Consider the following 21528-nt stretch of genomic DNA (forward strand, 5'->3'; position numbering starts at 1 on the left):
CGCCACGTCGCGCCGCCCACCCCAGCCGTGCCCACGACCGCGAGTCCAGGGGTGACGGGCCCGGGGCTGTGGGGGGGTCAGGGGTCCACGTGCGGTGGGCGAGGCACCGCGCGGGCCGTCCGCCCGCCGGTACATGGACGGCGGCGCCAGGCGCGGTCAGGCCGTGTGGCCCGCGCGCAGGAGGCCGTAGGTGACCGCCTGCTCCAGGGCCTGCCAGGAGGCCTCGATGATGTTCTCGTCGACGCCCACGGTGGCCCACTCCCCGCTCGCGTCGCTGGAGGTGATGAGGACCCGGGTGACGGCATCGGTGCCGTGCGTGCCCTCCAGTATGCGGACCTTGAAGTCGATCAGCTCGACCTCGGCCAGCTCGGGGTAGAGCTTCTCCAGCCCGAGCCGTACGGCGCGGTCGAGGGCGTTGACCGGGCCGTTGCCCTCGCCGGTGGCGACGATGCGCTCGCCCTTGGCGTGCAGCTTGACCGTCGCCTCGCTGACGACGTCGCCGCCGGGCCGCCGCTCGACGATGACCCGCCAGGACTCGACGGTGAAGTGGCGCCTGCGCTCCCCCGTGACCGTGTCGCGGAGCAGCAGCTCGAAGGACGCGTCGGCGGCCTCGAAGGTGTGGCCCTTGGACTCCAGGTCCTTGACCCGGTCGACCAGCTCACGCGACTGGCCGGAGGTCAGCTCGTACCCGAGCTCCTTGCCCTTCAGCTCCACGGACGCGCGGCCGGCCATGTCGGAGACGAGCATGCGCATGTCGTTGCCGACCTCGGCAGGGTCGATGTGCTGGTACAGGTTCGGGTCGACCTTGATCGCGCTGGCGTGCAGGCCGGCCTTGTGCGCGAAGGCGGAGACGCCGACGTATGGCTGGTGGGAGTTCGGCGTGACGTTGGTGACCTCGGTGATCGCATGGGCGATGCGGGTCATATCGGCCAGCGACTCCGTGGGCACCAGGTCGAAGCCCCGCTTGAGCTGGAGGTTGGCGACGACGGTGAAGAGGTTGGCGTTGCCCGAGCGCTCGCCGTACCCGTTGGCGCAGCCCTGCACGTGGGTGGCGCCGGCCTTGACCGCGGCGAGGGTGTTGGCGACGGCGCATCCGGTGTCGTCGTGGCAGTGGATGCCGACGCGGGCGCCGGTGGCGACCGCCTCGTGCACGACGTCGGCCAGCTCGTCCGGCAGCATGCCGCCGTTGGTGTCGCACAGGGCGATGACGGACGCCCCGGCTTCGCCGGCGGTACGCAGGACCTCCAGCGCGTAGGCTGGATTGGACTTGTAGCCGTCGAAGAAGTGCTCGGCGTCGAGGAAGACCCGCTGTCCCTCCGCACGAAGGTGAGAAACCGTGTCGCGGATCATCGCGAGGTTCTCCTGGAGAGTCGTACGGAGGGCCAGCTCCACGTGCCGGTCGTGACTCTTGGCGACAAGGGTCACGACCGGCGCGCCGGATTCGCGCAGGGCGGCCACCAACGGGTCGTCGGCTGCCTTCACTCCGGCTCGGCGGGTCGCGCCGAACGCGGCGAGCTGCGCGTGCTTCAGGTCGAGCTCTGTTTGAGCCCGCCGGAAGAATTCGGTGTCCTTGGGATTGGCTCCGGGCCAGCCCCCTTCGATGAAGCCCACGCCCAGGCCGTCCAGATGGCGTGCGACGGCGAGCTTGTCGGCGACGGTGAGGGAGAGCCCCTCCTGTTGCGCGCCGTCGCGCAGCGTCGTGTCGTACACGTGGAAGCGGTCGTCGGCCATGGTTTCGTCTCCTTCGAGGGGGGGCTTTTCGTGCGCCGCGCGCGGTTTCCGCCTAAGGCCGGAACCCTGGCCCAAACAAAAAGACCCCTCACGGACGTGAGAGGTCTGCGCGCTGGCGGTGTCCCTTTTCAGCCAGCGCGCCTGCTGATAATGAGCAGACCGTAGAACATGGTGCTACGAAGTGTGCCACACCTCGCCACCATGTGGCACATCGATCTCACCATCCGGGATCTGCCAGGGCTGATGTCCTGAAGCAGCCGCGCCCGCGCGGTTCGCCGTCCCGGGACCGCCGGAGGGCGGAGAATGACGGGCATGAAGGCTTTCTCATTCCTCAACGCCCACGTCGCCGAGTACATCGTCGGGCACACGACGCCGCCCGACGACGTCCTCAAGGAGCTGGCCGAGGAGACGCTCACGGCCACGGGGGACAGCGCCAGGATGCAGATATCCCCCGAGCAGGGCACCTTCCTGACGATGATCACTCAGATCAGCGGGGCCCGTAACGTCGTGGAGATCGGCACGTTCACCGGATACTCCTCGATCTGCATCGCCCGGGGCCTGGGCGGCGACGGCAGGCTGACCTGCTTCGACGTGAACGACGAGTGGACCTCGATCGCCCGCAAATACTGGGAGAAGGCGGGCGTCGCAGGCCTCATCGAGCTCCGGCTCGGCCCAGCGGCCGAGACGCTCCAGCGGTTCCCCGTACGGCCCGAGGTGGACCTGGCGTTCATCGACGCGGACAAGGCCGGCTACCCGGTCTACTACGAGGCGATCATGTCCCGGCTGGCCCCGGGCGGGATCATCCTCATGGACAACACGCTGCGCCACGGCACCGTGGCCGACTACACCGACGGCGAGGCCGCGACGATGCGCGACTTCAACGACCTGGTCATGAGGGACACCCGCGTGACCAGCACCCTCCTCCCCATCGCCGACGGCCTGACCTTCATCCGCAAACACTGACCACGTGGCGAGAGCGCCGGAGCCCGGCCGGGTCGCGCTCGGCCGGGCTCTCGTGTGGTGGCTAGCAGATCTTGCGGACCCAGTCGTGGGGGTCGGGGCGGGTGCCGTACTGGATGCCCATGAGCTCGTCGCGAAGTCGCAGCGTGAGCTCGCCGGGGGTGCCGTCGCCGATCGTCCAGCCGCCGTCGACGCCCTTGACCGACCCGACGGGGGTGATCACCGCGGCCGTACCGCAGGCGAAGACCTCCGTCAGCTCGCCCGACTCGCACGCCGCCTGCCACTCCTCGATGGAGATCTTGCGCTCCTCGGCGGGGATGCCGAGGTCGGCGGCCAGGGTGAGCAGGGAGTCGCGGGTGACGCCGGGAAGCAGCGTGCCGGTCAGGTCGGGGGTGACCAGGCGGTCGCCGAAGACGAAGAACAGGTTCATCCCGCCCATCTCCTCGACGTAGCGGTGCTCGAACGCGTCCAGCCACACGACCTGGTCACAGCCCTGCTCGACGGCCTGCCGCTGGGCGACGAAGGCCGCGGCGTAGTTGCCGCCGCACTTGGCGAAGCCGGTGCCGCCGGGCGCGGCGCGCGTGTAGTCCTGCGACAGCCAGACCGAGACCGGCTTGACGCCGCCCGAGAAGTACGCGGCGGCGGGTGAGGCGATCACCATGTACTTGAAGGTGCTGGACGGGTAGTTGACGCCCAGCGCCGCCTGCGTCGCGATCATGAACGGTCGCAGGTAGAGGCTGTGGCCCTCGGTGGTCGGCACCCAGTCGCGGTCGGTTTGAACGAGGAGCTCCAGCGACTCGACGAAGATCTCCTCGGGCAGCTCGGGCATCGCCATGCGGGTGGCCGACTGGTTGAAGCGGGCCGCGTTGGCCAACGGCCGGAAGCTGGCGATCGAGCCGCCCGCCTGCCGGTAGGCCTTGAGCCCCTCGAATAGCTCCTGCGCGTAGTGGAAGACCGCGGTGGCCGGGTCGAGCGTCAGCGGACCGTACGGCAGGAGGCGGGCGTCGTGCCAGCCCTGCCCCTCGGTGTAGTCGATCGAGACCATGTGATCGGTGAACGTCTGCCCGAACCCCGGATCCGCCAGTACCTGCTCACGCTCGGCCGGAGTGCGAGCGGCGTCGGAGAGCTGCACATCGAAGCTGAGCTGTTGAGCGGTGGTCATGTCGAAGATCCTTCTCTTCTCTGTTGGTCTCGCCTGCATCCATTCTGCGACGGACCAGGTAACGGGAAACTACTGCATCATCTGGACATACGGGAGTGTGTCGTCGAGGCCGTGTACGGCGCTTGGGTCCTGGACACGAAAAAACGCATGGCGGCCCGTTCGGGGCCACCATGCGCTTGGTCGGCGTCGGGTAGCCCCTCAGCCGGCTACTCGTGCGGTGATGTCGTCGCCGATCTCCCTGGTGGTGCGGGGCACCCAGGCCACCTGGCGCTCGACGAGGTCGTCGGCGACGGCCTGCTCCACCCGGGCCGCGTCGTCGGCGAAACCGAGGTGGTCGAGGAGCATGGCGACCGACAGGATCGTGGCGGTCGGGTCGGCCTTGCCCTGGCCCGCGATGTCGGGGGCGCTGCCGTGGACGGGCTCGAACATGCTGGGCGCCCAGGAAGCCGACCCCACGGGCGCCGGGTTGACGTTGCCACTGGCGGCCAGGCCGATGCCGCCCGCGATGGCCGCGCCGAGGTCGGTCAGGATGTCGCCGAACAGGTTGTCGGTGACGATCACGTCGAACCGCTGCGGCTGGCTGACGAAGAACATCGAGGCGGCGTCGACGTGGCAGTAGTCGGTGGTGACCTCGGGATACTCGGCGGAGACCCGCTCGACGACGCGCGACCACAGATCGCCCGCGTAGGTGAGCACGTTGGTCTTGTGGACCAGCGTGAGCTTCTTGCGGGGCCTCGCCATCGCCTTCTCGAAGGCGAAGCGCACGACGCGCTCGACGCCGAAGGCGGTGTTGAGGCTCTCCTGGGTGGCGATCTCCTGCGAGGTGCCCCGGCGCATGACGCCGCCGGCCCCGGCATACGGCCCCTCGGTGCCCTCGCGGACGACGATCATGTCGATGTCCTCGGGGCGGGACTTGGCGAGCGCGGTCTCCACGCTGGGGAAGAGCTTGACCGGGCGCAGGTTGACGTAGTGGTCGAGCTCGAAGCGGAGCCTGAGCAGCAGGTCGCGCTCGAGCACGCCGGGCGGCACGCTCGGATCGCCGACCGCGCCCAGCAGGATCGCGTCGAACCCGCGCAGCTCGGCGAGGGTCTCGTCGGGAAGGGTCTCGCCGGTGGCGTGGTAGCGTGCGGCACCGAGATCGTAGGTGGTGGTCTCCACCTTCAGGCCGATCGCGTCGAGGACCTTCAGTCCCTCGGCGACCACTTCGCTGCCGATGCCGTCACCCGGGATGACCGCCAGACGGATGTTGTGAGAATCCCGCATGCTCGTACCCTACCGTTCCGTCTCGGTACTCGAACACCTGGTCTCACATACCGGACAAGAGTCGCGAAGCCCTAACCCGGCGGAACCTGCGCGACGGCGCGCTCGAAAACCAGGTCGCGGGCCGTCGTGAGGCCCACCGCCAGCGCGCCGAGCAGCACCGCCTCCGTGCCGAGCGTGGACGCCTTGATCATCGGCACGCGCAGCGCCACGAGGTCGCGCAGGCATTCGGTGACCGGGCCGATCAGCAGGTCACCCGCCTGGACGCCTATGCCACCGCCCAGCACGACCAGCTCAGGGTCGAGCACGGCGATGATCCCCGCCAGGGCGTGTGCGATGTGGTCGGCCTCGGTGGCGACGACCCGGCACGCGAGCGGGTCGCCGGTGCGGGCGGCGTCGAAGACTTCCTTGGCGCTGGTGACGCCGCGCATGCCGAGCCGGGTGGCGAGGGCCACCACCCCGTCGGCGGAGGCCACGGACTCCAGCATGCCCCGCCCCCGGTTGACCAGCGGATCGCCCTCGCCCACCGGGAGGTAGGAGATCTCCCCGGCCGCGCCCTGGGCGCCCCGGTAGAGCTTGCCGTCGATGACGACGCCCATGCCGATGCCGGTGCCGATCCAGACGAGGGCGAAGTGGTCGACGCCCTGGCCGAGGCCGTAGGCGCCCTCCCCCACGGCGGCGAGGTCGACGTCGTTCTCGACGACGTACGGCGCGTCGGCGGCCACGCCCCCGAGCAGCTCGATCGCTCCGGGACGCTCCCAGCCGGGGAGGTTCGGGGCTAGCTGGAGGGAGCTGGTCTCCTTGTCGTGGATGCCGGGCGTGCCGAAGACCGTCAGCGTGATGTCGCCGACGGCGGCCCCGGCCTCATCGGCCAGCTCGCGGGTCAGCTCCCCGAGCCGGGCCACCAGCTCGCCGGGCGTCTCGCCGCCTTTACGGTGTTCGTCCCGGCGGGCGGCGATGTCGCCGACGAGATCGGCGAGGGCAAGCCGGACGAACTCCCTGCCCACGTCGACGGCGAGCACCCAGCCCGCCTGGGGCCGGATCTCGTACAGCAGCGCCGCGCGACCGGCGTTCCCGGTGCGCAGGCCGATCGCGCGCACCAGACCGGCGCGTTCGAGATCGGCCAGGGCCATGGAGATGGTCGGCTTGGACAGCCCCGTGGCCTGCGCGAGCTCGGGCCGCGAGACCTTTCCCAGCTTGAAGATCTCCCCGAAGACCGCGCGCTCGTTCATGACTCGCAGCACCGCTGTCGTGCTTGCCGTACCGCCGATACCCACCACGCCCCCAAGACTGGCACACGCTTTACCGCGGCAAGGTCGCGGACGAACTTTGTTAGAGACCTTGCCAAATTTCTACGCGCAGTTCAGCATGCTGCCAAGTACCTGAAGTACCTCCGAACACCCTGAGAGGCAATCATGCGGGCGAAATGGTTCGCGGTTCCGTTTGCGATAGCCGTACTGGCCACCGGTTGCGGTGGTTCCACCGACAAGGCGACCACGGGCGGGACGGGCGGCGGCGACAAGGCTCCGACGATCGCGCTCTTCCTGCCCGAGTCCAAGACCACGCGGTACGAGGCCTTCGACAAGCCCCTGTTCGAGGCCAAGGTCAGGGCGCTCTGCGCCGACTGCAAGCTGCTCTACTCCAACGCCGACCAGGACGCCGCCAAGCAGCAGCAGCAGGTGGAGGCCGCCCTCACCCAGGGCGCCGACGTGCTCGTGCTCGACGCGGTGGACGCCGCCGCGGTGGCGCCCCTGGTGAACCAGGCCAAGCAGAAGAAGGTCCCGGTCATCGCCTACGACCGGCTGATCTCCGGCATCGGCTACGACTACTTCGTCTCGTTCAACAACGTGCGGGTCGGCGAGATGCAGGGGCAGGCCCTGCTGGACGCGCTGAACAAGAACGGCACGACGGACAAGGGCCAGGTCGTCATGATCAACGGCGCGACCACCGACCCGAGCTCCGCCGACTACAAGAAGGGCGCCCACAACGTCCTCGACGGCAAGGTCAAGGTCGGGCGCGAGTTCGACACCCCCGACTGGAGCCCCGACAAGGCGCAGCAGGAGATGGAGCAGTCCATCACCGCGCTCGGCCGCGACCAGATCGTCGGTGTGCTGTCGGCGAACGACGGCATGGCGGGCGGCGCCATCGCCGCGATGAAGCGCGCGGGGTACGACCCGACACTCCCCATCACCGGCCAGGACGCCGAGCTGGCCGCGGTCCAGCGCATCCTCACCGGCGAGCAGTACATGACCATCTACCTGGACATCAGGAGCGAGGCGGAGAAGTCGGCCGAGCTGGCGGTCTCCGTCGGGCGGGGTGAGAAGCCCTCCGCCACGACCAAGGTCAACAACGGTACCGCGGACATCCCTTCCTTCCTCCTCGACCCGGTCGCGGTCACCGCGGACAAGGTGAAGGACACCATCGTGAAGGACGGCTTCTACAAGGCCGCCGACATCTGCAAGGACGAGGCCGCCGCCGCGTGCGCCAAGGCGGGCATCAGCTAAATGATCCGCGCGAAAGACATCTCCAAGCGGTACGGCGCGGTCCAGGCCCTCGAAGGGGTGGGCCTGGAATTGCCCCCGGGCGAGGTGGTGGCCCTGGTCGGCGACAACGGCGCGGGCAAGTCCACACTCGTCAAGGCCATCTCCGGCGTCCTTTCACCCGACACCGGCGAGGTCACCATGGACGACCGGCCGGTGCGCATCGGCAACCCCCACGACGCGCAGGCCCTCGGCATCTCCACGGTCTACCAGGACCTCGCCCTCTGCGAGAACCTCGACGTGGTGGCCAACCTGTTCCTCGGATCCGAGCGCCGGCGCTGGTCGGTGCTCAGCCACATCCGCATGGAACGGGCGACCCGCGACCTGCTCACCCAGCTCGACGTGCGCATCCGGGACATCCGGGTGCCGGTCGCCATGCTCTCGGGCGGGCAGCGGCAGTCGGTCGCGATCGCCCGCGCCCTGATCGGCGAGCCCAGGCTCGTCATCCTCGACGAGCCCACCGCCGCCCTCGGCGTCGAGCAGACCGCCCAGGTCCTGGACCTGATCCGCCGGCTGCGCGACCGGGGGCTCGCGGTGCTGCTCATCTCCCACAACCTCGCCGACGTACGCGCCGTCAGCGACCGCGTCGTCGTGCTGCGTCTCGGGCGCAACGCGGGCGAGTTCCGTACGGCCGACGCCTCACAGGAGTCCATCGTGGCCGCCATCACCGGAGCCGCCGCATGAGCGCGACGACCATGAACCCGCCGCGCAAGCCGTACAGCCCGAAGCAGGCCATCGAACGCGCCCGGCGGGGCGACCTCGGCGCCTGGCCCGTCGTCGGCGGGCTGGTCGCGATCGCGATCGTCTTCGGCTCGCTGAACGAGCACTTCCTGTCGCCGGAGAACCTGACCAACCTGGTTCTGCAGATGGCGGCGACCGGGACGATCTCGCTGGGCATCATCATGGTGCTGCTCCTCGGCGAGATCGACCTGTCGGCCGGGTCGGTCAGCGGCCTGTGCGCGGTCGTGATGACCATCCTCAACGTGCGGCACGGCTGGAACCCGTTGCTGTCCATCGTGGTGGCCGTGGTGGCGGGGGCGGCGGTCGGGCTGCTGCACGGGTTCCTGTTCACCCGGATCCGGATGCCGTCGTTCGTGGTGACGCTGGCCGGGCTGATCGGATGGCAGGGGCTGCTGCTCTACCTGCTGGGCGAGCGCGGCACCATCAACCTGCCCTTCGACGGATTTATCGCGAAATTGAGTGACACGTGGCTGCCACCATGGCTGGCCTGGACGCTCGCGGTCGTGCTGGTCGGCGTCTACGGAGGATCCCTGTTGCTGAGCCGGCGCCTGAGGCTCGCCGCGGACCTGCCGGTCGGCCCGGCCTACTGGGCGGCCGTACGGGTCGGCGGGCTCGCGGTCGTGCTCGCGGGGGCCGTGCTCGTACTGCAGGCCGACCGGGGCGTACCGCTGCTGCTGGTCATCTTCGGCACGCTCGTCGTGGTGTTCGACCTGGTGCTGCGCCACACCGCCTTCGGGCGCTGGATGTACGCCGTGGGCGGCAACGCCGAGGCCGCGCGGCGCGCGGGCATCAACGTGACCCGCATCCGGCTGCTCGCCTTCGTGCTGTCGGCGAGCCTCGCCGCGTTCGGCGGCATCCTGGCGGCGAGCCGCCTCTCGGCCGTCAACCAGAGCTCCGGCGGCAGCGACATCCTGCTCATGGCCATCGCGGCGGCGGTCATCGGGGGCACGTCCCTGTTCGGCGGCCGGGGACGGACGTACGCGGCGCTGCTCGGCATCCTCGTGATCCAGTCGATCACCAACGGCATGCTGCTGCTGAACGTGGACTCCTCGGTGCGCTACATGGTCACCGCGAGCGTCCTCGCCCTCGCCGTGGCGATCGACTCGCTCGCCCGCCGTGGAAGCGCCCAGTGAGCCGGCGGTTCGTACTGGGCATCGACTTCGGCGGCACCAAGGTCGCCCTCGCCACCGCCTCGGCGGACAGCGTCGACCGGCCGCTGCGCAAGATGCGGCTGCCGACCCTGGGCAGCGAGGGCGCCCAGCAGGTGCTGCGACGCTCGCTCGACGCGGCACGCGAGCTGGCGGACTGGTCAGGAACGCTCCAGGCCGTCGGGGTGTCCACGTTCGGCGTGGTCAGGGGGGAGACGGTACAGCTGGCGCCGACGGTGCCCGGCTGGGAGGGCCTTGAGCTCCCCCGGCTGCTCCGCGAGGAGTTCGGCGACACGCCGGTCGCGATCGACAACGACGTGAACGCGGCCGCCGCCGCCGAGCTGCGCTGGGGCGCGCTCCGGGGCGTCCGAACGGGGCTCTATCTGAACCTCGGTACGGGCCTGGCGGCGGCGCTCGTGGTCCACGGGACGGTGGTGCCCGGGGCGCACGGCGCGGCGGGCGAGATCGGGTACCTGCTCAGCCGGCCCGGGGATCCCGCCTTCGCCGAGGGACACGCGCCCCTGGAGGAGGTCGTCTCCGGGCACGCGCTCGCGCAGCGGGGATCGGCTCTACTGGGCCGGACGGTGAGCGCCGCCTCGCTCTTCGAGGTCGACGGCGACCCGGCCGTACGGGCTCTGCTGGACGGCGCGGTGGAGGCGCTCGCCATGGCGGTCGCCAACGTCTGCGTGGTGCTCGACCCGGAACGCGTGGTCATCGGTGGAGGGCTGATGGGCGCGTCGAGCCAGATCATCCCCCTGCTCACGGCCGAGATCCGGCGTGCGGTGCCGTTCCCGCCCGAGATCACGGCGGCCAGGTTCATCGACGACGCCCCTCTGTACGGGGCGCTGGCGCTCGCTCTTACGGCGAGGGGCTGACAGCGTCCGGGGAGGGGGATGGCCGGCCGATCGGGTCGCAAGGACCGGCCGGAGAGGGGGTTCGGGGAGAACCGTCCGCTAGGAGACCGGCACGCCGCCGTTGTCGCGCCGGTCCAGCGCGGTCTGCACGGGGTCGGGCGCCTCGTCCTCGGGACGGTGCTCTTCGGGACGGTTCCAGGGATACATGTCGTACATGGCAAGTCTCGCTCGCTAGAGAGCGTGCGCTCGGCGCACGCGATGGGGACGGGAAGGCGGACCGGTCACGGATGCGGACCGGGCTCCTGTCCCTGATCCGGATCGCGGATCGGGACTGGTCTCACAGCCGACGAACGCCGCACACCGCGGCGGGTCGCCGGCCTGCCCTGATCAGGCCCCGCCGCGGCAGGTAACGAGTACGGATACCTGGCGCGTCATCGCCCTCCACGTTACCTGCCAGTAGGCGAGGTGTCTTGTAGGACGACCTAGTATCTCGCTCTGTGAGACGACGAAGGCCCACCACCCGTGGGGTGATGGGCCTTCGCGTGCTCATCCGGTTAGTGATGTAGTACTAGTCGGTGAGGTCGACGGTGCGCCCGCCCTCGGCGCCGATCTCCTGCACGATCTGGTCGGTCACGTCGGCGGGGATGGCCGAGTCGACGGTCAGCGCGATGAGCGCCTTGCCGCCCTTGGCGTCCCTGGCCACCTGCATCGAGGCGATGTTGACCTGACGCTCGCCCAGGATCTTGCCGACGATGCCCACGATGCCCGGCCGGTCGGCGTAGGTGAAGAACGCCAGGTGGTCGGTGGGCTCGATCTCCATCTGGAAACCGTTGACCTCGACGATCTTGGTGATCTGGCGCGGGCCGGACAGCGTGCCCGACACCGAGACCGTGCGGCCGTCCGCGAGCACGCCCCTGACGGTGACGACGTTGCGCCAGTCGGGGCTCTCGTCGCTGGTGACCAGCTCCACCGTGACGCCGCGGTCCTTGGCGAGCAGCGGGGCGTTGACGTAGGTCACGGCGTCCTCGACGACGTCGGTGAAGACGCCCTTGAGGGCGGCGAGCTCCAGCACGCGCACGTCGTGGGCCGCGATCTCGCCGCGGATCTCGACGTCGAGCCGGGTGGCCACCTCCCCCGCGAGGGCGGTGAAGACGCGGCCGAGCTTCTCGGCCAGCGGGAGGCCGGGCTTGACGTCCTCGGCGACGGCGCCGCCCTGGACGTTCACGGCGTCCGGCACGAACTCGCCGGCGAGCGCGAGCTTGACGCTGCGCGCCACCTGTGTGCCGGCCTTCTCCTGGGCCTCGTGGGTGGAGGCGCCCAGGTGCGGGGTCACCACGACGCTGTCGAGCTCGAACAGCGGGCTGTCGGTGCAGGGCTCCTTGGAGAACACGTCGATGCCGGCGCCGGCGACCCTGCCCTCCTTGAGGGCGGAGTAGAGGGCGTTCTCGTCGACGATGCCGCCACGGGCGACGTTGATGATGCGGACCGACGGCTTGACGGTGTGCAGCTCGCGCTCGCCGATCAGCCCGACGGTCTCCTTGGACTTCGGCAGGTGCACGGTGATGAAGTCGGCCTGCATGAGCAGCTCCTCCAGCGACACCAGGCGCACGCCCATCTGGGCCGCCCTGGCCGGCTGGAGGTAGGGGTCGTACGCGATCAGCTCGACGCCGAAGGGCGCGAGCCGCTGCGCGACGAGCTGGCCGATGCGGCCGAGGCCGAGGATGCCGATGACCTTCTCGTCGAGCTCGACACCGGTGTACTTCGAGCGCTTCCACTCGCCGGCCTTGAGCGCGCTGTGGCCCTGCGCGACGTTGCGGGCGCTCGCGAGGATCAGGGCGACGGTGTGCTCCGCGGCGCTGGTGATGTTGGAGGTCGGCGCGTTGACGACCATGACACCGGCCTTGGTGGCGGCCTCGACGTCGACGTTGTCCAGGCCGACCCCGGCTCGGGCGACGACGCGCAGGCGAGGCGCGTGGGACAGCGCCTCCGCGTCCACCTGGGTGGCGCTGCGCACGATGAGCGCGTCCACCTCGGCGAGGGCGGGCAGGAGCTGCGATCGGTCGGCGCCGTCGGTGTGACGGACCTCGAAGTCGGCCCCGAGCACGGCGAGACCTGCTTCGGAGAGCTCCTCTGCGACCAGGACGACGGGCTTGTTCACTGGTGGGTCCTTTGGGAAGTGCGGATGCACGGACAAGGTTCGAGTCTATCCGCGCTTGTGAAAGCACTCACGAACGTCCCGGCATCCGAGACACCGGCGCGTACCCATCTAAACTGGATTCCACGCGCAAGCCGCCATCTTGGTATTGATCACAACATTTCTTGACGATTAGGCTGATAAGCTGTGTCCCACTACCTATCGTTTGTCGTATGAGCATCGGGAACCCCGCTCTCGGAGAAGTGCTCGCGCAGCACGGCAGCCCCCATCGGCTACTGGCGGCCCTTGCCGAGTGGGGCATCCTGGTAGCCGTGCGGCCGGACCGCTCAGTCGTGCTCGGCACGACGCAGGCCGGCGAACGCGTGCTCCTCGGGTACACCGGCCCGAACACCTACGCGCGGCACCGCGGCAACCACTCGCTGACGGCGTGCGACGCCGACACCATCCTCGACATCCAGCGCGTCACCGGCGTGCGTGAGATCGTCATCGACGCCGCGGGACCCGCGGCGGCGGCGATCCCCATCGAGGACCTCCAGCGCTACCTCGCCTCCACGCGCAGCGGGCAGCACACGCCGGCCCTGTCCAGCGCGTCGCCGACGGCGTACGCGACGGGCGCCATGGCGACGGTCTCGCGCCACACCACGGTGCCCAGCTCGCCCGTCCTTGAGCGGAGCGACACGCTGAGCTCGCCGGTGCCGCAGAGCCCGCCGGACGCGCCCGCGCGGCCGTGGATCCCCGCGCCGAGACCCCACCTGTCGGGCCCGATGCAACAGGTGGACCCGGGGTACAAGCGGTGCGGCCACCCGATCCTGCCCGCGCTGCGCGTGGCGATCTCCGAGCTGCTCCGCGACTTCCCCCTGGTGCACCACGTGTGGATCTCCGAGGCCCGAACCGTCTCCGGATCCTCGGGGATCATGCTCCATGTCAAGGTGCACACGCGGGCCGCCGAGGACATCGTCAGGGACCTGCACCGCATGGTCCGCGCCCGGCTGCCGCAGCTGGCGGCCAGCGAGGCGCCCGTGCTCATGGCCCGCGTCGCCGACGCCAACACCGAGCGCCGCATGATCGAGCTGGGCGCCCACGTCGTCTGCGCCGACGTCTCCGACTCCTGACCGACCGCCGGACCCGGCGCCCAGCCGTGTCCGGCGGACCGTCCCCCAAACACCGGTGATTGGGGCTGGCGGCCCAAGGCCGTGTGGGCTGTAATTACGCAATGATCCCTTCGACGGCGGCGCCCCGGCCCCCGGCCGTCTCGCGAGGCGTGCGGCTCGGTTACGGTGTGGGCTCGTTCTGCACCGCGACGTTCAGCGCCATCCCGGGCCTGCTGCTGTTGTTCTACCTCACCAACATCCTCGCGGTGCCCGCGTGGCTGGCCGGCGTGGTGGTCTTCGCCCCCAAGGCGTGGGATCTGGTGATCAATCCGCTCGTGGGCCAGTGGTCCGACCGCACGGTCTCGCGCTGGGGCCCCCGCCGCCCCTGGCTGCTCGCCGGGGCGATCATCCTCCCGATCGCCTTCGCGCTCACGTTCGCGGGACCTCCCCTGACCGGCACGCCGGCCGCCCTGTTCGTCGGCGGCTTCTTCCTCATCGCCGCCACCGGGTACGCGCTGTACGAGGTGCCGTTCAAGGCGATGCCCGCCGAGATGACGCACGACTACCACGAGCGCACCTCGCTCCTGCAATGGCGCATGATCTTCGTCGCGCTCGCGGTGGCGCTGAGCGGCATCATCGCCCCGGCCATCGCGTCGCACTCCCTCGACGGTTACCGCATGATGGGGATCATCTTCGCGGCCGTGCTGCTCGTATCCATGCTCGCGTCCTTCTTCGGTACGGCCCGCGCGCCGCTGACGGGCAGTTCCGAGCCGGAGGCGAACCTCAGGGCTCAGCTCGCGGCGGCCAGGGCCAGTCGGCCGTTCCTCTGGCTGCTCGGCCTGTCGAGCGCGCAGACGCTGGCCACGGGCGTGATGCTCGCGAGCGCCCCGTACTTCGCCTCGTACACCCTGGACGACCCCTCGGCCACCAGCACCCTCTTCGCGGCGCTGGTCGGCCCCATGCTGATCACGATGCCCCTGTGGGTCTGGCTCGCCCGCAAGATGGACAAGCGGGGCGCGATGATCCTCGCGGGGGCGCTCTTCATGATCGGGGCGCTGCTCGCGGCGCTCACCCCGGTCTTCGGCTGGCTCTACGCCCACCTGGTGACGTTGATCATCGGCGTGGGGTACGCCGGTCTCCAGCTTCTTCAGTTCTCCATGCTGGCCGATGTGATCGCCCACGACTCCACGAGGAGCGGCAAGCGCAGGGGTGGCGTCTTCACCGGCCTGTGGACGGCCGTGGAGAGTGCGGTGACCGCCCTCGGAGCCCTGGTGGTCGGCGCGGTGCTGGGGGCCGGAGGCTTCATCTCCTCCGATCCCGAGCACCCCGTCACCCAGCCCGGCAGCGCCCTGACCGCCATCGTCCTCACCCAGGCCGTCATCCCCGCCGTCATCATCCTCACGGGCATCCTGATGACCTTCAAATACCACCTCACCGCCGCCCACCTCGACGAGGCCGCCCCCAATCAGGTCACGTCATCCGACGCGTCAGCGTGATCCTGGTCCGCACGATGCCAGGCGTTCCGCCGGGAGATGCGTAGGGCAGCACGGATACCGCTCACGCGGTCACCGCCACGGCACTGTCGGCGATGACATGAGTGGTCTCCCGGGAAGTGATGACAACGGCCTCGTGAGGTCTTTCAGCTGGGGCGGCGGCGTGCGCTCGGGCGGGTTGCGCCGAGTAGGGCGGTGGTGAGGGCGGCCAGGAGGGGGAGGGTGATGAGGAGGGTCGCGAGGAAGAGCCAGGGGAGGCCGACCACCGGTCCCTCGTGCTGGGGAAGGGTCACCGGGACGCCGTCCGCGCCGTACGCCGTCGAGACCGCTTCTCGCGCGGACGCCGGCCAGGTCGCCGCGATCCCCGGCACAAGGCCCGCGAGCAGTCCACTGGCGACGCCGAGGGCGGCTATGACGAACGCCTGGCCTGCGACGACCGCGCGGCGTGATCCCGGGCTCGCGCCGACCTCCGCCAGGGTGGTCAGCTCCGGCCGGGCGTCGGTGGCGGCGAGACGGGTGGCCACGAACGTCGCGCCGAGCACCATGACGACCGCCGCCGCGGCGAGAAGCAGCATCATCCCGGTGTAGTCCTGCTCGAAGCCGCGCTCCACCCGGACGCCCACATGCGTGGTGATCGCCCCGATCCCGCCCGCGAGCCGGTCCTGGACGGCCCGGGACGGCCGGTATCGCGCCGGATCGACGAGCAGGAGACGGGACTCCACGCTGAGGTCGTGGCCCTCAAGTGCTTTCGGGGACATGACGACGCGCGCCCAGCCCTCACCCGTAGCGCGGATGCCGACGGCCGGCAGCGTGAGGTCCTCGGTTCGCCCGCCGGAATACTGCGGCGTCAGGGAAAGCTGGATCTTGCCTTTGCGTACGTAGGCCGGGTTCAGCACCACCGCGCGACCTGCCTCAAGAGCCGCGATCGCGGAGGGATCGTCCCTTCCCAGAGCGAAGCGGAGCAGCGCGCGGTCGCCGATCAGCACGCCGCCCATGCCGCTCAGGTCCGGGGAGATGATGGACGCCTCGTCCTCGTTCTCCGCACCGGGAGAGGAGATGGACGTCAGCATCAGGGCGCCGTTCCGGCTGGTCGGCAGGGCGACCTCGATCAGCGGGACGCCGGCGGGCAGCGTACGGCGAGCGGCGTCGCGTACCCGGTGCCAAGTTTCCTCGGGAACCTGGTCGCGGCTGATGATCGTGGCGCCAGGTGGAGCGGCGGGCCGGTAGTCGAGGGACGCCCTGCCGTAAAGGCTCGTCCCGGCGACGGTCAGAGCCGTGACCAGCGCGGTCGCCGTCATGACGGCGGCGACGGCCGGAGCCGTGCGCCCGCGGTGACGGGCCGCGTCCCGTGCGGCGAACCTCAGCGGGAGCGGGAGCCGCCCCGCGAGGCGGCCGGCCCCGCCGACCAGCCACGGGATCACGGCGACCATGCCGAACTGGGTGAGCACGGCGGCGACGAACACCCATGTCACGCCGTGCCGGGGTGTCATCAGCGCGGCGGCGACGCCGCCCGCCAGGAGGACCAGGCCGAGCAGCGGCCATCCGACCCGATCACGCCTGCGCTCGCTCCGCCCCGCCAGCACCGCCACTATGTCGGTACGGCTCGCCTGCGCGGCCGGAGCGAGAGCGGCGGCCAGACCACTGGCCGTACCCAGGACGACGATCACCGCCACGGCCGCCCACGGCACGCTCAACGAGGTCATCACGCTTTCGAAGACCCTCTCGGCCCAGGGCATGACCGCCACGGCGACACCGATGCCCGCCACCGCGCCGGCGGTCGCGGCGCCCATCCCGAGCACCAGGCCGTCGGCGAGCACGACGGCTCGCAGCTGACCTGGCGTGCCGCCCTGGGCAGCGATCAGGGCCAGCTCCGCGCGCCTGCGGCGCAGCCCCACGGCGAAGGCCGGGCCGGCGAGGAGCACGACCTCCAGTACGAACATCAGGATCATGAGCGGCACTATGACCGGAAGGGCACCGCCGGAGCTCGTGCTCTCCGCGCCCATGGCGGGCGACTTGCCGGGTGGCGGGTCGGCGAGAACGGCCCGCGAGACCACGATCAGCCCGGACCCGTTCAGCCGCCGCACGTCCTTCCACGTCACCGGCCGGGGGGCGTCGACCAGCCAGGCTCGCTTATCGGTCGCCGCCGTGTTCGCCGCACGTGGAGGGATCACGCTGCCGGGCAGCGCCACCATCCGCGTGCCCGACGAGTCGGACGGCACGAGCACGACGCCGACGATCCGCATCGGCCGCCGCCGTCGGGTGACCAGCAGGGTTCCGCCCATCCGGCCGCCCGCGTCGAGGATCTTCCGCGTGACGACGATCTCACCGGCCGCCTGCGGAAGCCGCCCGTCCAGGAGGCGATAGGCGTCTCGGGCCAGCGGATCTCTCAGGTCCAGCTCGCGCAACGTCCCCACGTCCCGCGTCTCCGGAGTCTCGTAGGCGGTCCTCTCCTCCCTGAGAGGAATGACCCTGCTCCCCCGCCCGAACAGGGCGCCGATCTCGACCGCCGTGAAGGGCCGTGGATGCTCGCCGGGCGACCACCCGTAGCCGTCGCCGGTCGGCTCCTGCGTGACCCCGCTCCAGGCATGGTCGCCCCACACCAGCGCGTCCGCGCTGCCGAGAGGGCGGGATGGACCGGACGCGCTGTCGTCGAGGGTGCTGAGAAGCGTCGCCAGGGCCGTGACGACGAGTACGGGGAGGCCGATCATCGCCAGGATCAGGGCGGCGCGTCCCGGGGACCTGGCGATGGTCCTCCGGGAGAGGCGTAACGCGGCTCCGGTGGTGCTCATCGGGTGGTCACCTGGGCTTCGGCGGAGTCGGCGATCTGGCCGTCGCGGAGGAAGATGACGCGGTCGGCCCAGGCGGCGTAGCGGGGCTCGTGGGTGACCAGGAGGACGGCGGCTCCGGAGTCGGCGCGGGCGCGCAGGGCCTGGATGACGTCGTCCCCGGTGGGCGTGTCCAGGGCGCCGGTGGGCTCGTCGGCCAGGAGCACGCGGCGCACGCCGACCATGGCGCGCGCGATCGCGACGCGCTGGCGCTGACCGCCGGAGATCTCGTCGGGGAAGCGGCCGGCGACCTCGGCGACGCCCATCTCGGCGAGCGCGTGTGACGCCTCGCCCCGGGCCTTGCCCGCGCGGACCCCGTCGAGCTCACGCGGGAGCATGACGTTCTCCACGGCCGTCAGCGAGGGGATCAGGTTGAGGTCCTGGAAGACGTACCCGACGTGACGGCGCCGCAGCTCGGCCAGCCGGCTGGGCGGAAGTGCCCCGACGTCGGTGCCCTCCACGACGACCCGTCCGGAGGTGGGCCGGTCGAGGCCGCCCGCGAGGTTGAGCAGCGTGGACTTGCCGGAGCCCGAGGGGCCCATGACGGCCACGAGCTCTCCGGCCGCGACCTGCAGGCTCACCCTCTTCAGTGCCTCGACGGCCGCCGCACCGGAACCGTGTACGCGCGACACCTCCACAAGGCTGATCACGGGAGCGTCCGCCGTTTCCACGGAAATATCAGTCATTCCTACTCCTGGGACGAAGGCGCTGTGCGGGAGGGATGCGCCGGTGGAGACAGCGGGCCGGGGGAGGTCGCGGCAAGTACGGACTCGCAGTGGTCGAGCCAGCGTTGTTCGGCCTCGGCTTGGAAGATCATGGAGTCGAGCACCAGGCGCTGCGCGGTGCCCGCCTCGGCGCGTTTGGCGCGGGTCAGGCTCTGCAGGGTGCGCATGGTGGCGGTGCGCTGGGCCTGGACGACCTCGCGGACCTCGACGCCCGGCGCGGTGACCGCCATGGCGAGCTTGATCACCAGTTCGTCGCGGGGCCGGTCGGCCTGGGCGATGGGGGTGCCGAACCATCGCGACAGCTCCGACCGGCCCTTGTCGGTGATGGCGTACACCACCCGGCCCTGCTCGTCCTGCTCCCCCGGGGCCACGAGGCCGTCGCGCTCCATGCGGGCAAGCGTCGTGTAGACCTGGCCGATGTTCAGCGGCCAGGTCGCCCCCGTGGACGCCTCGAACTCCACACGGAGCTGGTAGCCGTAGCGAGGTCCCTGTGTCAGCAGGGCGAGCAGTCCGTGGCGGATCGACATGAATACTCAGTATGCATACTCAGTATGCTCGTGACAACAGATCCCGCATATTCTGGACACCTTGCCGTTGCCAGCCTGATACTCGGGAGATGAGCTCGACGCACCCGCCTGTGCGCGCCTCCGACGGGGACCGTGATCGCGCGATCAGTGAGCTCCGCGATCATGCGCTCGAAGGACAGATCTCGCATGACACCTTTCTCGGACGGGTCGATCGAGCGCTGCGTGCCCGCAGCCGCGTCGAGCTGACCGACCTCGTCTCCGATCTCCCGCCGAGCGGCAGATGGCGGCGGAGGCTGACCGACGCGGTGGCCTCGGTCTCCGACCTCACCACCCGCATCGAGAGCGCGTGGCGCCGCCCGCGCCTCCCCAGGCTCGCCCTGCCCGGCGACAGCCGTACGCGCTACGTGGTGGGCCGGGGCTCCGACTGCGACCTGATCCTCACCGACCTCACGGTGTCACGCGTGCACGCCGAGCTGCGGCGCGACAGCGAGGCCTGGCTCCTGGTGGACCTCGGCTCGCTCAACGGCACGCGGCTGAACGGCTGGCGTCTGGTCGGCCCGGCCCACGTCCGCGCGGGCGACGAGATCTCCTTCGGCGAGTGCGCGTTCCTGGTGTCCCTCCCGCAGTAGACGGTTCCGGCCGGACAAGATACGAACATTTCCGTATTGCCGTCTGGTCAGAGGTTCTCGATGATCGCGGCATGATCCGGGCCATCTACCTCTGGAGGAACCCGTGCGGATGCCCCGACGACCGGCCGGACTGCTGACGGCAGTACTCCTCACCCTCACCGTGACGTGGGCGTCGGGGGCGAGCGTTCCCGCGAACGCCGCCGACCCCGCGCCCGGCGTCGCCGATCTCACCAAGGATCTCGACCAGATCCTCAATGCCTCGAACCTCGCCGTGGCCCGCTCTGGTGTGGTCGTCAAGAGCGCCGCCACGGGCGAGCAGCTCTACGCGCAGGACGCCGGGAAGGTCTTCCTCCCGGCCTCCAACACCAAGTTGCTCACCTCCGCCGCCGCCGTGGACACCCTGGGCCTCGACTACCGCTTCACCACGAGCGTGCTGAACTCGGGACGCCGCCTGGGCTCGACCCTGGCCGGGGACCTCTACCTCAAGGGCACCGGCGACCCGACCATGCTCGCCGCCGACTACGACGCGCTCGCGGCCAAGGTCGCCGACTCCGGCGTCAAGCTGGTCACGGGCAAGCTGGTCGCCGACGACACCTGGTTCGACGACGTCCGGCTCGGCACCGACTGGGCGTGGGACGACGAGCCGTACTACTACGCGGGCCAGATCTCCGCGCTGACCGCCTCCCCCGACACCGACTACGACGCCGGCTCGGTGATCGTCTCGGTCGCTCCGGGCGCGTCGGCGGGCGCCGCCGCCAAGGTGACCACCACGCCGCCGACCGACTACATCACGATCGAGAACCACGCCACCACAGGCGCCGAGACCGACGTCGCCGTCAACCGCGTGCACGGCACCAACAAGGTCGTGATCACCGGCACGGTGGCGGACCAGTACGACGAGTGGGTCACGGTCGACGACCCGACGGGGTACGCAGCGTCCCTGTTCAGGAAGGCGCTCGCCAAGCACGGGGTACGGGTGCTCGGCACGACCGGCCGGGGCGCGACGCCTGCGGCGGCCAAGAACGTGGCACAGCGCGACTCCATGCCGCTCAGCGAGCTGCTGGTGCCCTTCCTGAAGCTCAGCAACAACATGCACGCCGAGATCCTCACCAAGGCGATGGGCCGCAAGGTGTCCGGCCAGGGCACCTGGAGCGCCGGCCTGGCCGTGACGGTCGGGTTCGCCACCAAGAACGGCATCAAGAACGTACGGCTGCGCGACGGCTCCGGCCTTTCACGGCTCGACGGCGTGACCCCGGGCGAGCTCACGGCCTACCTCATCGCCCTGCGCTCCAAGCCGTGGTTCAAGACCTGGTACGACGCCCTGCCGATCGCGGGCAACTCCGACCGCTTCACCGGCGGAACGCTGCGCAGCCGCATGGCGGGCACCCCGGCGGCGAACAACGTGCACGCCAAGACCGGCTCGCTGACCAGCGTCACCGGGCTGTCGGGCTACGTGACCAGCGCCGACGGCGAGCCGCTGGTGTTCTCGATCCTGACCAACAACTACCTGACCGGCAACCCGAAGACGACCGTGGAGGACGCCATCGCGGTCCGGCTCGCCCAGTTCAAGCGGGACACCCCCGTGGACGCCACCGCCCAGCTCAAGAACGCGACCCCCGCGGGCCCGGAGAGCGACCTCGAATGCTCCTGGCTCAAGCCCGTCCAGTGCTGACCCTCGCCTGATCTC

General features: G+C 70.4%; 17 protein-coding genes. 9 read left to right on the forward strand and 8 right to left on the reverse strand.

Features of this window, described 5'->3' with window-relative positions:
* Positions 1–156: 156 nt before the first annotated feature.
* The gene (gene cimA, locus AB0O34_RS01820; protein WP_363911488.1) at positions 157–1731 is read right to left on the reverse strand and encodes a citramalate synthase; all 1575 of its coding nucleotides are present in this window, start codon (positions 1729–1731) and stop codon (positions 157–159) included.
* A gap of 303 nt (positions 1732–2034) precedes the next feature.
* Here cimA and AB0O34_RS01825 point away from each other — a divergent pair, with 303 nt between their 5' ends.
* Positions 2035–2694, forward strand: a complete 660-nt coding sequence (locus tag AB0O34_RS01825; RefSeq protein WP_363911490.1) for an O-methyltransferase — start codon at positions 2035–2037, stop codon at positions 2692–2694.
* A 61-nt stretch (positions 2695–2755) separates the two neighbouring features.
* Here the strand turns inward: AB0O34_RS01825 and AB0O34_RS01830 are convergent, their stop codons facing one another.
* From AB0O34_RS01830 to AB0O34_RS01840, 3 genes are all read right to left on the reverse strand, one after another.
* Positions 2756–3853: a branched-chain amino acid aminotransferase gene (locus AB0O34_RS01830; RefSeq protein ID WP_363911492.1), complete on the reverse strand. Its 1098-nt coding sequence runs from the start codon at positions 3851–3853 to the stop codon at positions 2756–2758.
* Positions 3854–4051: 198 nt separating this feature from the next.
* Positions 4052–5116 (reverse strand): 3-isopropylmalate dehydrogenase, encoded by a 1065-nt coding sequence (locus AB0O34_RS01835; protein WP_363911494.1) that lies wholly within the window; start codon positions 5114–5116, stop codon positions 4052–4054.
* Between the two features lie 71 nt (positions 5117–5187).
* Positions 5188–6345, reverse strand: a complete 1158-nt coding sequence (locus AB0O34_RS01840; protein WP_363911496.1) for an ROK family transcriptional regulator — start codon at positions 6343–6345, stop codon at positions 5188–5190.
* A gap of 183 nt (positions 6346–6528) precedes the next feature.
* Between AB0O34_RS01840 and AB0O34_RS01845 the strand changes: the two genes are divergently transcribed.
* The 4 genes from AB0O34_RS01845 to AB0O34_RS01860 are packed head-to-tail and all read left to right on the forward strand — an operon-like array spanning position 6529 to position 10417.
* Positions 6529–7617, forward strand: coding sequence for a substrate-binding domain-containing protein (locus AB0O34_RS01845; RefSeq protein WP_363911498.1), 1089 nt, complete (start codon positions 6529–6531; stop codon positions 7615–7617).
* Positions 7618–8337, forward strand: a complete 720-nt coding sequence (locus tag AB0O34_RS01850) for an ATP-binding cassette domain-containing protein (protein ID WP_363911500.1) — start codon at positions 7618–7620, stop codon at positions 8335–8337.
* Complete coding sequence (locus AB0O34_RS01855; protein ID WP_363911502.1) at positions 8334–9527, forward strand: sugar ABC transporter permease; 1194 nt, start codon at positions 8334–8336, stop codon at positions 9525–9527. Before AB0O34_RS01850 ends, AB0O34_RS01855 begins: the two co-directional genes overlap by 4 nt.
* Positions 9524–10417: an ROK family protein gene (locus tag AB0O34_RS01860; RefSeq protein WP_363911504.1), complete on the forward strand. Its 894-nt coding sequence runs from the start codon at positions 9524–9526 to the stop codon at positions 10415–10417. Before AB0O34_RS01855 ends, AB0O34_RS01860 begins: the two co-directional genes overlap by 4 nt.
* 547 nt (positions 10418–10964) lie before the next feature.
* Here the strand turns inward: AB0O34_RS01860 and serA are convergent.
* Positions 10965–12554 carry a phosphoglycerate dehydrogenase gene (gene serA, locus AB0O34_RS01865; RefSeq protein ID WP_363911506.1) on the reverse strand — a complete coding sequence of 530 codons (1590 nt, stop codon included), beginning with the start codon at positions 12552–12554 and terminating at the stop codon, positions 10965–10967.
* Positions 12555–12763: 209 nt separating this feature from the next.
* Between serA and AB0O34_RS01870 the strand changes: the two genes are divergently transcribed.
* Positions 12764–13663, forward strand: a complete 900-nt coding sequence (locus tag AB0O34_RS01870) for a hypothetical protein (RefSeq protein ID WP_363911508.1) — start codon at positions 12764–12766, stop codon at positions 13661–13663.
* Between the two features lie 101 nt (positions 13664–13764).
* Positions 13765–15138, forward strand: coding sequence for an MFS transporter (locus AB0O34_RS01875; RefSeq protein ID WP_363911510.1), 1374 nt, complete (start codon positions 13765–13767; stop codon positions 15136–15138).
* A gap of 143 nt (positions 15139–15281) precedes the next feature.
* On the opposite strand, the gene AB0O34_RS01880 is transcribed toward AB0O34_RS01875, so the two are convergent.
* The 3 genes from AB0O34_RS01880 to AB0O34_RS01890 are packed head-to-tail and all read right to left on the reverse strand — an operon-like array spanning position 15282 to position 19212.
* Positions 15282–17924: an FtsX-like permease family protein gene (locus AB0O34_RS01880; protein WP_363911512.1), complete on the reverse strand. Its 2643-nt coding sequence runs from the start codon at positions 17922–17924 to the stop codon at positions 15282–15284.
* The gene (locus AB0O34_RS01885; protein WP_363911514.1) at positions 17921–18646 is read right to left on the reverse strand and encodes an ABC transporter ATP-binding protein; all 726 of its coding nucleotides are present in this window, start codon (positions 18644–18646) and stop codon (positions 17921–17923) included. The genes AB0O34_RS01880 and AB0O34_RS01885 overlap by 4 nt, the downstream gene beginning before the upstream one ends.
* Before the next feature lie 2 nt (positions 18647–18648).
* Complete coding sequence (locus tag AB0O34_RS01890; RefSeq protein ID WP_363911516.1) at positions 18649–19212, reverse strand: PadR family transcriptional regulator; 564 nt, start codon at positions 19210–19212, stop codon at positions 18649–18651.
* Positions 19213–19301: 89 nt separating this feature from the next.
* Between AB0O34_RS01890 and AB0O34_RS01895 the strand changes: the two genes are divergently transcribed.
* Together AB0O34_RS01895 and dacB are read left to right on the forward strand one after the other, a co-directional pair.
* A complete protein-coding gene (locus AB0O34_RS01895; protein WP_363911518.1) occupies positions 19302–19841 on the forward strand; it encodes a DUF1707 and FHA domain-containing protein in 540 nt (179 codons plus the stop codon).
* 109 nt (positions 19842–19950) lie between these two features.
* Positions 19951–21513, forward strand: coding sequence for a D-alanyl-D-alanine carboxypeptidase/D-alanyl-D-alanine-endopeptidase (dacB, locus tag AB0O34_RS01900; RefSeq protein WP_363911520.1), 1563 nt, complete (start codon positions 19951–19953; stop codon positions 21511–21513).
* The last annotated feature ends 15 nt before the right edge of the window (positions 21514–21528 follow it).

Origin of the sequence: Sphaerisporangium sp. NPDC088356, assembly GCF_040685555.1 — a bacterium.
Classification (GTDB): Bacteria; Actinomycetota; Actinomycetes; order Streptosporangiales; family Streptosporangiaceae; genus Sphaerisporangium.

Excerpts from the sequence above, each read along its gene's own strand:
- AB0O34_RS01825 (WP_363911490.1), top strand. The coding sequence starts at position 2,035 with ATGACGGGCATGAAGGCTTTCTCATTCCTCAACGCCCACGTCGCCGAG.
- AB0O34_RS01835 (WP_363911494.1), bottom strand. The coding sequence starts at position 5,116 with ATGCGGGATTCTCACAACATCCGTCTGGCGGTCATCCCGGGTGACGGC.
- dacB (WP_363911520.1), top strand. The coding sequence starts at position 19,951 with ATGCCCCGACGACCGGCCGGACTGCTGACGGCAGTACTCCTCACCCTC.
- AB0O34_RS01830 (WP_363911492.1), bottom strand. The coding sequence starts at position 3,853 with ATGACCACCGCTCAACAGCTCAGCTTCGATGTGCAGCTCTCCGACGCC.
- AB0O34_RS01855 (WP_363911502.1), top strand. The coding sequence starts at position 8,334 with ATGAGCGCGACGACCATGAACCCGCCGCGCAAGCCGTACAGCCCGAAG.
- AB0O34_RS01880 (WP_363911512.1), bottom strand. The coding sequence starts at position 17,924 with ATGAGCACCACCGGAGCCGCGTTACGCCTCTCCCGGAGGACCATCGCC.
- AB0O34_RS01895 (WP_363911518.1), top strand. The coding sequence starts at position 19,302 with ATGAGCTCGACGCACCCGCCTGTGCGCGCCTCCGACGGGGACCGTGAT.
- cimA (WP_363911488.1), bottom strand. The coding sequence starts at position 1,731 with ATGGCCGACGACCGCTTCCACGTGTACGACACGACGCTGCGCGACGGC.
- AB0O34_RS01850 (WP_363911500.1), top strand. The coding sequence starts at position 7,618 with ATGATCCGCGCGAAAGACATCTCCAAGCGGTACGGCGCGGTCCAGGCC.
- AB0O34_RS01840 (WP_363911496.1), bottom strand. The coding sequence starts at position 6,345 with ATGAACGAGCGCGCGGTCTTCGGGGAGATCTTCAAGCTGGGAAAGGTC.
- AB0O34_RS01870 (WP_363911508.1), top strand. The coding sequence starts at position 12,764 with ATGAGCATCGGGAACCCCGCTCTCGGAGAAGTGCTCGCGCAGCACGGC.
- AB0O34_RS01845 (WP_363911498.1), top strand. The coding sequence starts at position 6,529 with ATGCGGGCGAAATGGTTCGCGGTTCCGTTTGCGATAGCCGTACTGGCC.
- AB0O34_RS01890 (WP_363911516.1), bottom strand. The coding sequence starts at position 19,212 with ATGTCGATCCGCCACGGACTGCTCGCCCTGCTGACACAGGGACCTCGC.
- AB0O34_RS01885 (WP_363911514.1), bottom strand. The coding sequence starts at position 18,646 with ATGACTGATATTTCCGTGGAAACGGCGGACGCTCCCGTGATCAGCCTT.
- AB0O34_RS01875 (WP_363911510.1), top strand. The coding sequence starts at position 13,765 with ATGATCCCTTCGACGGCGGCGCCCCGGCCCCCGGCCGTCTCGCGAGGC.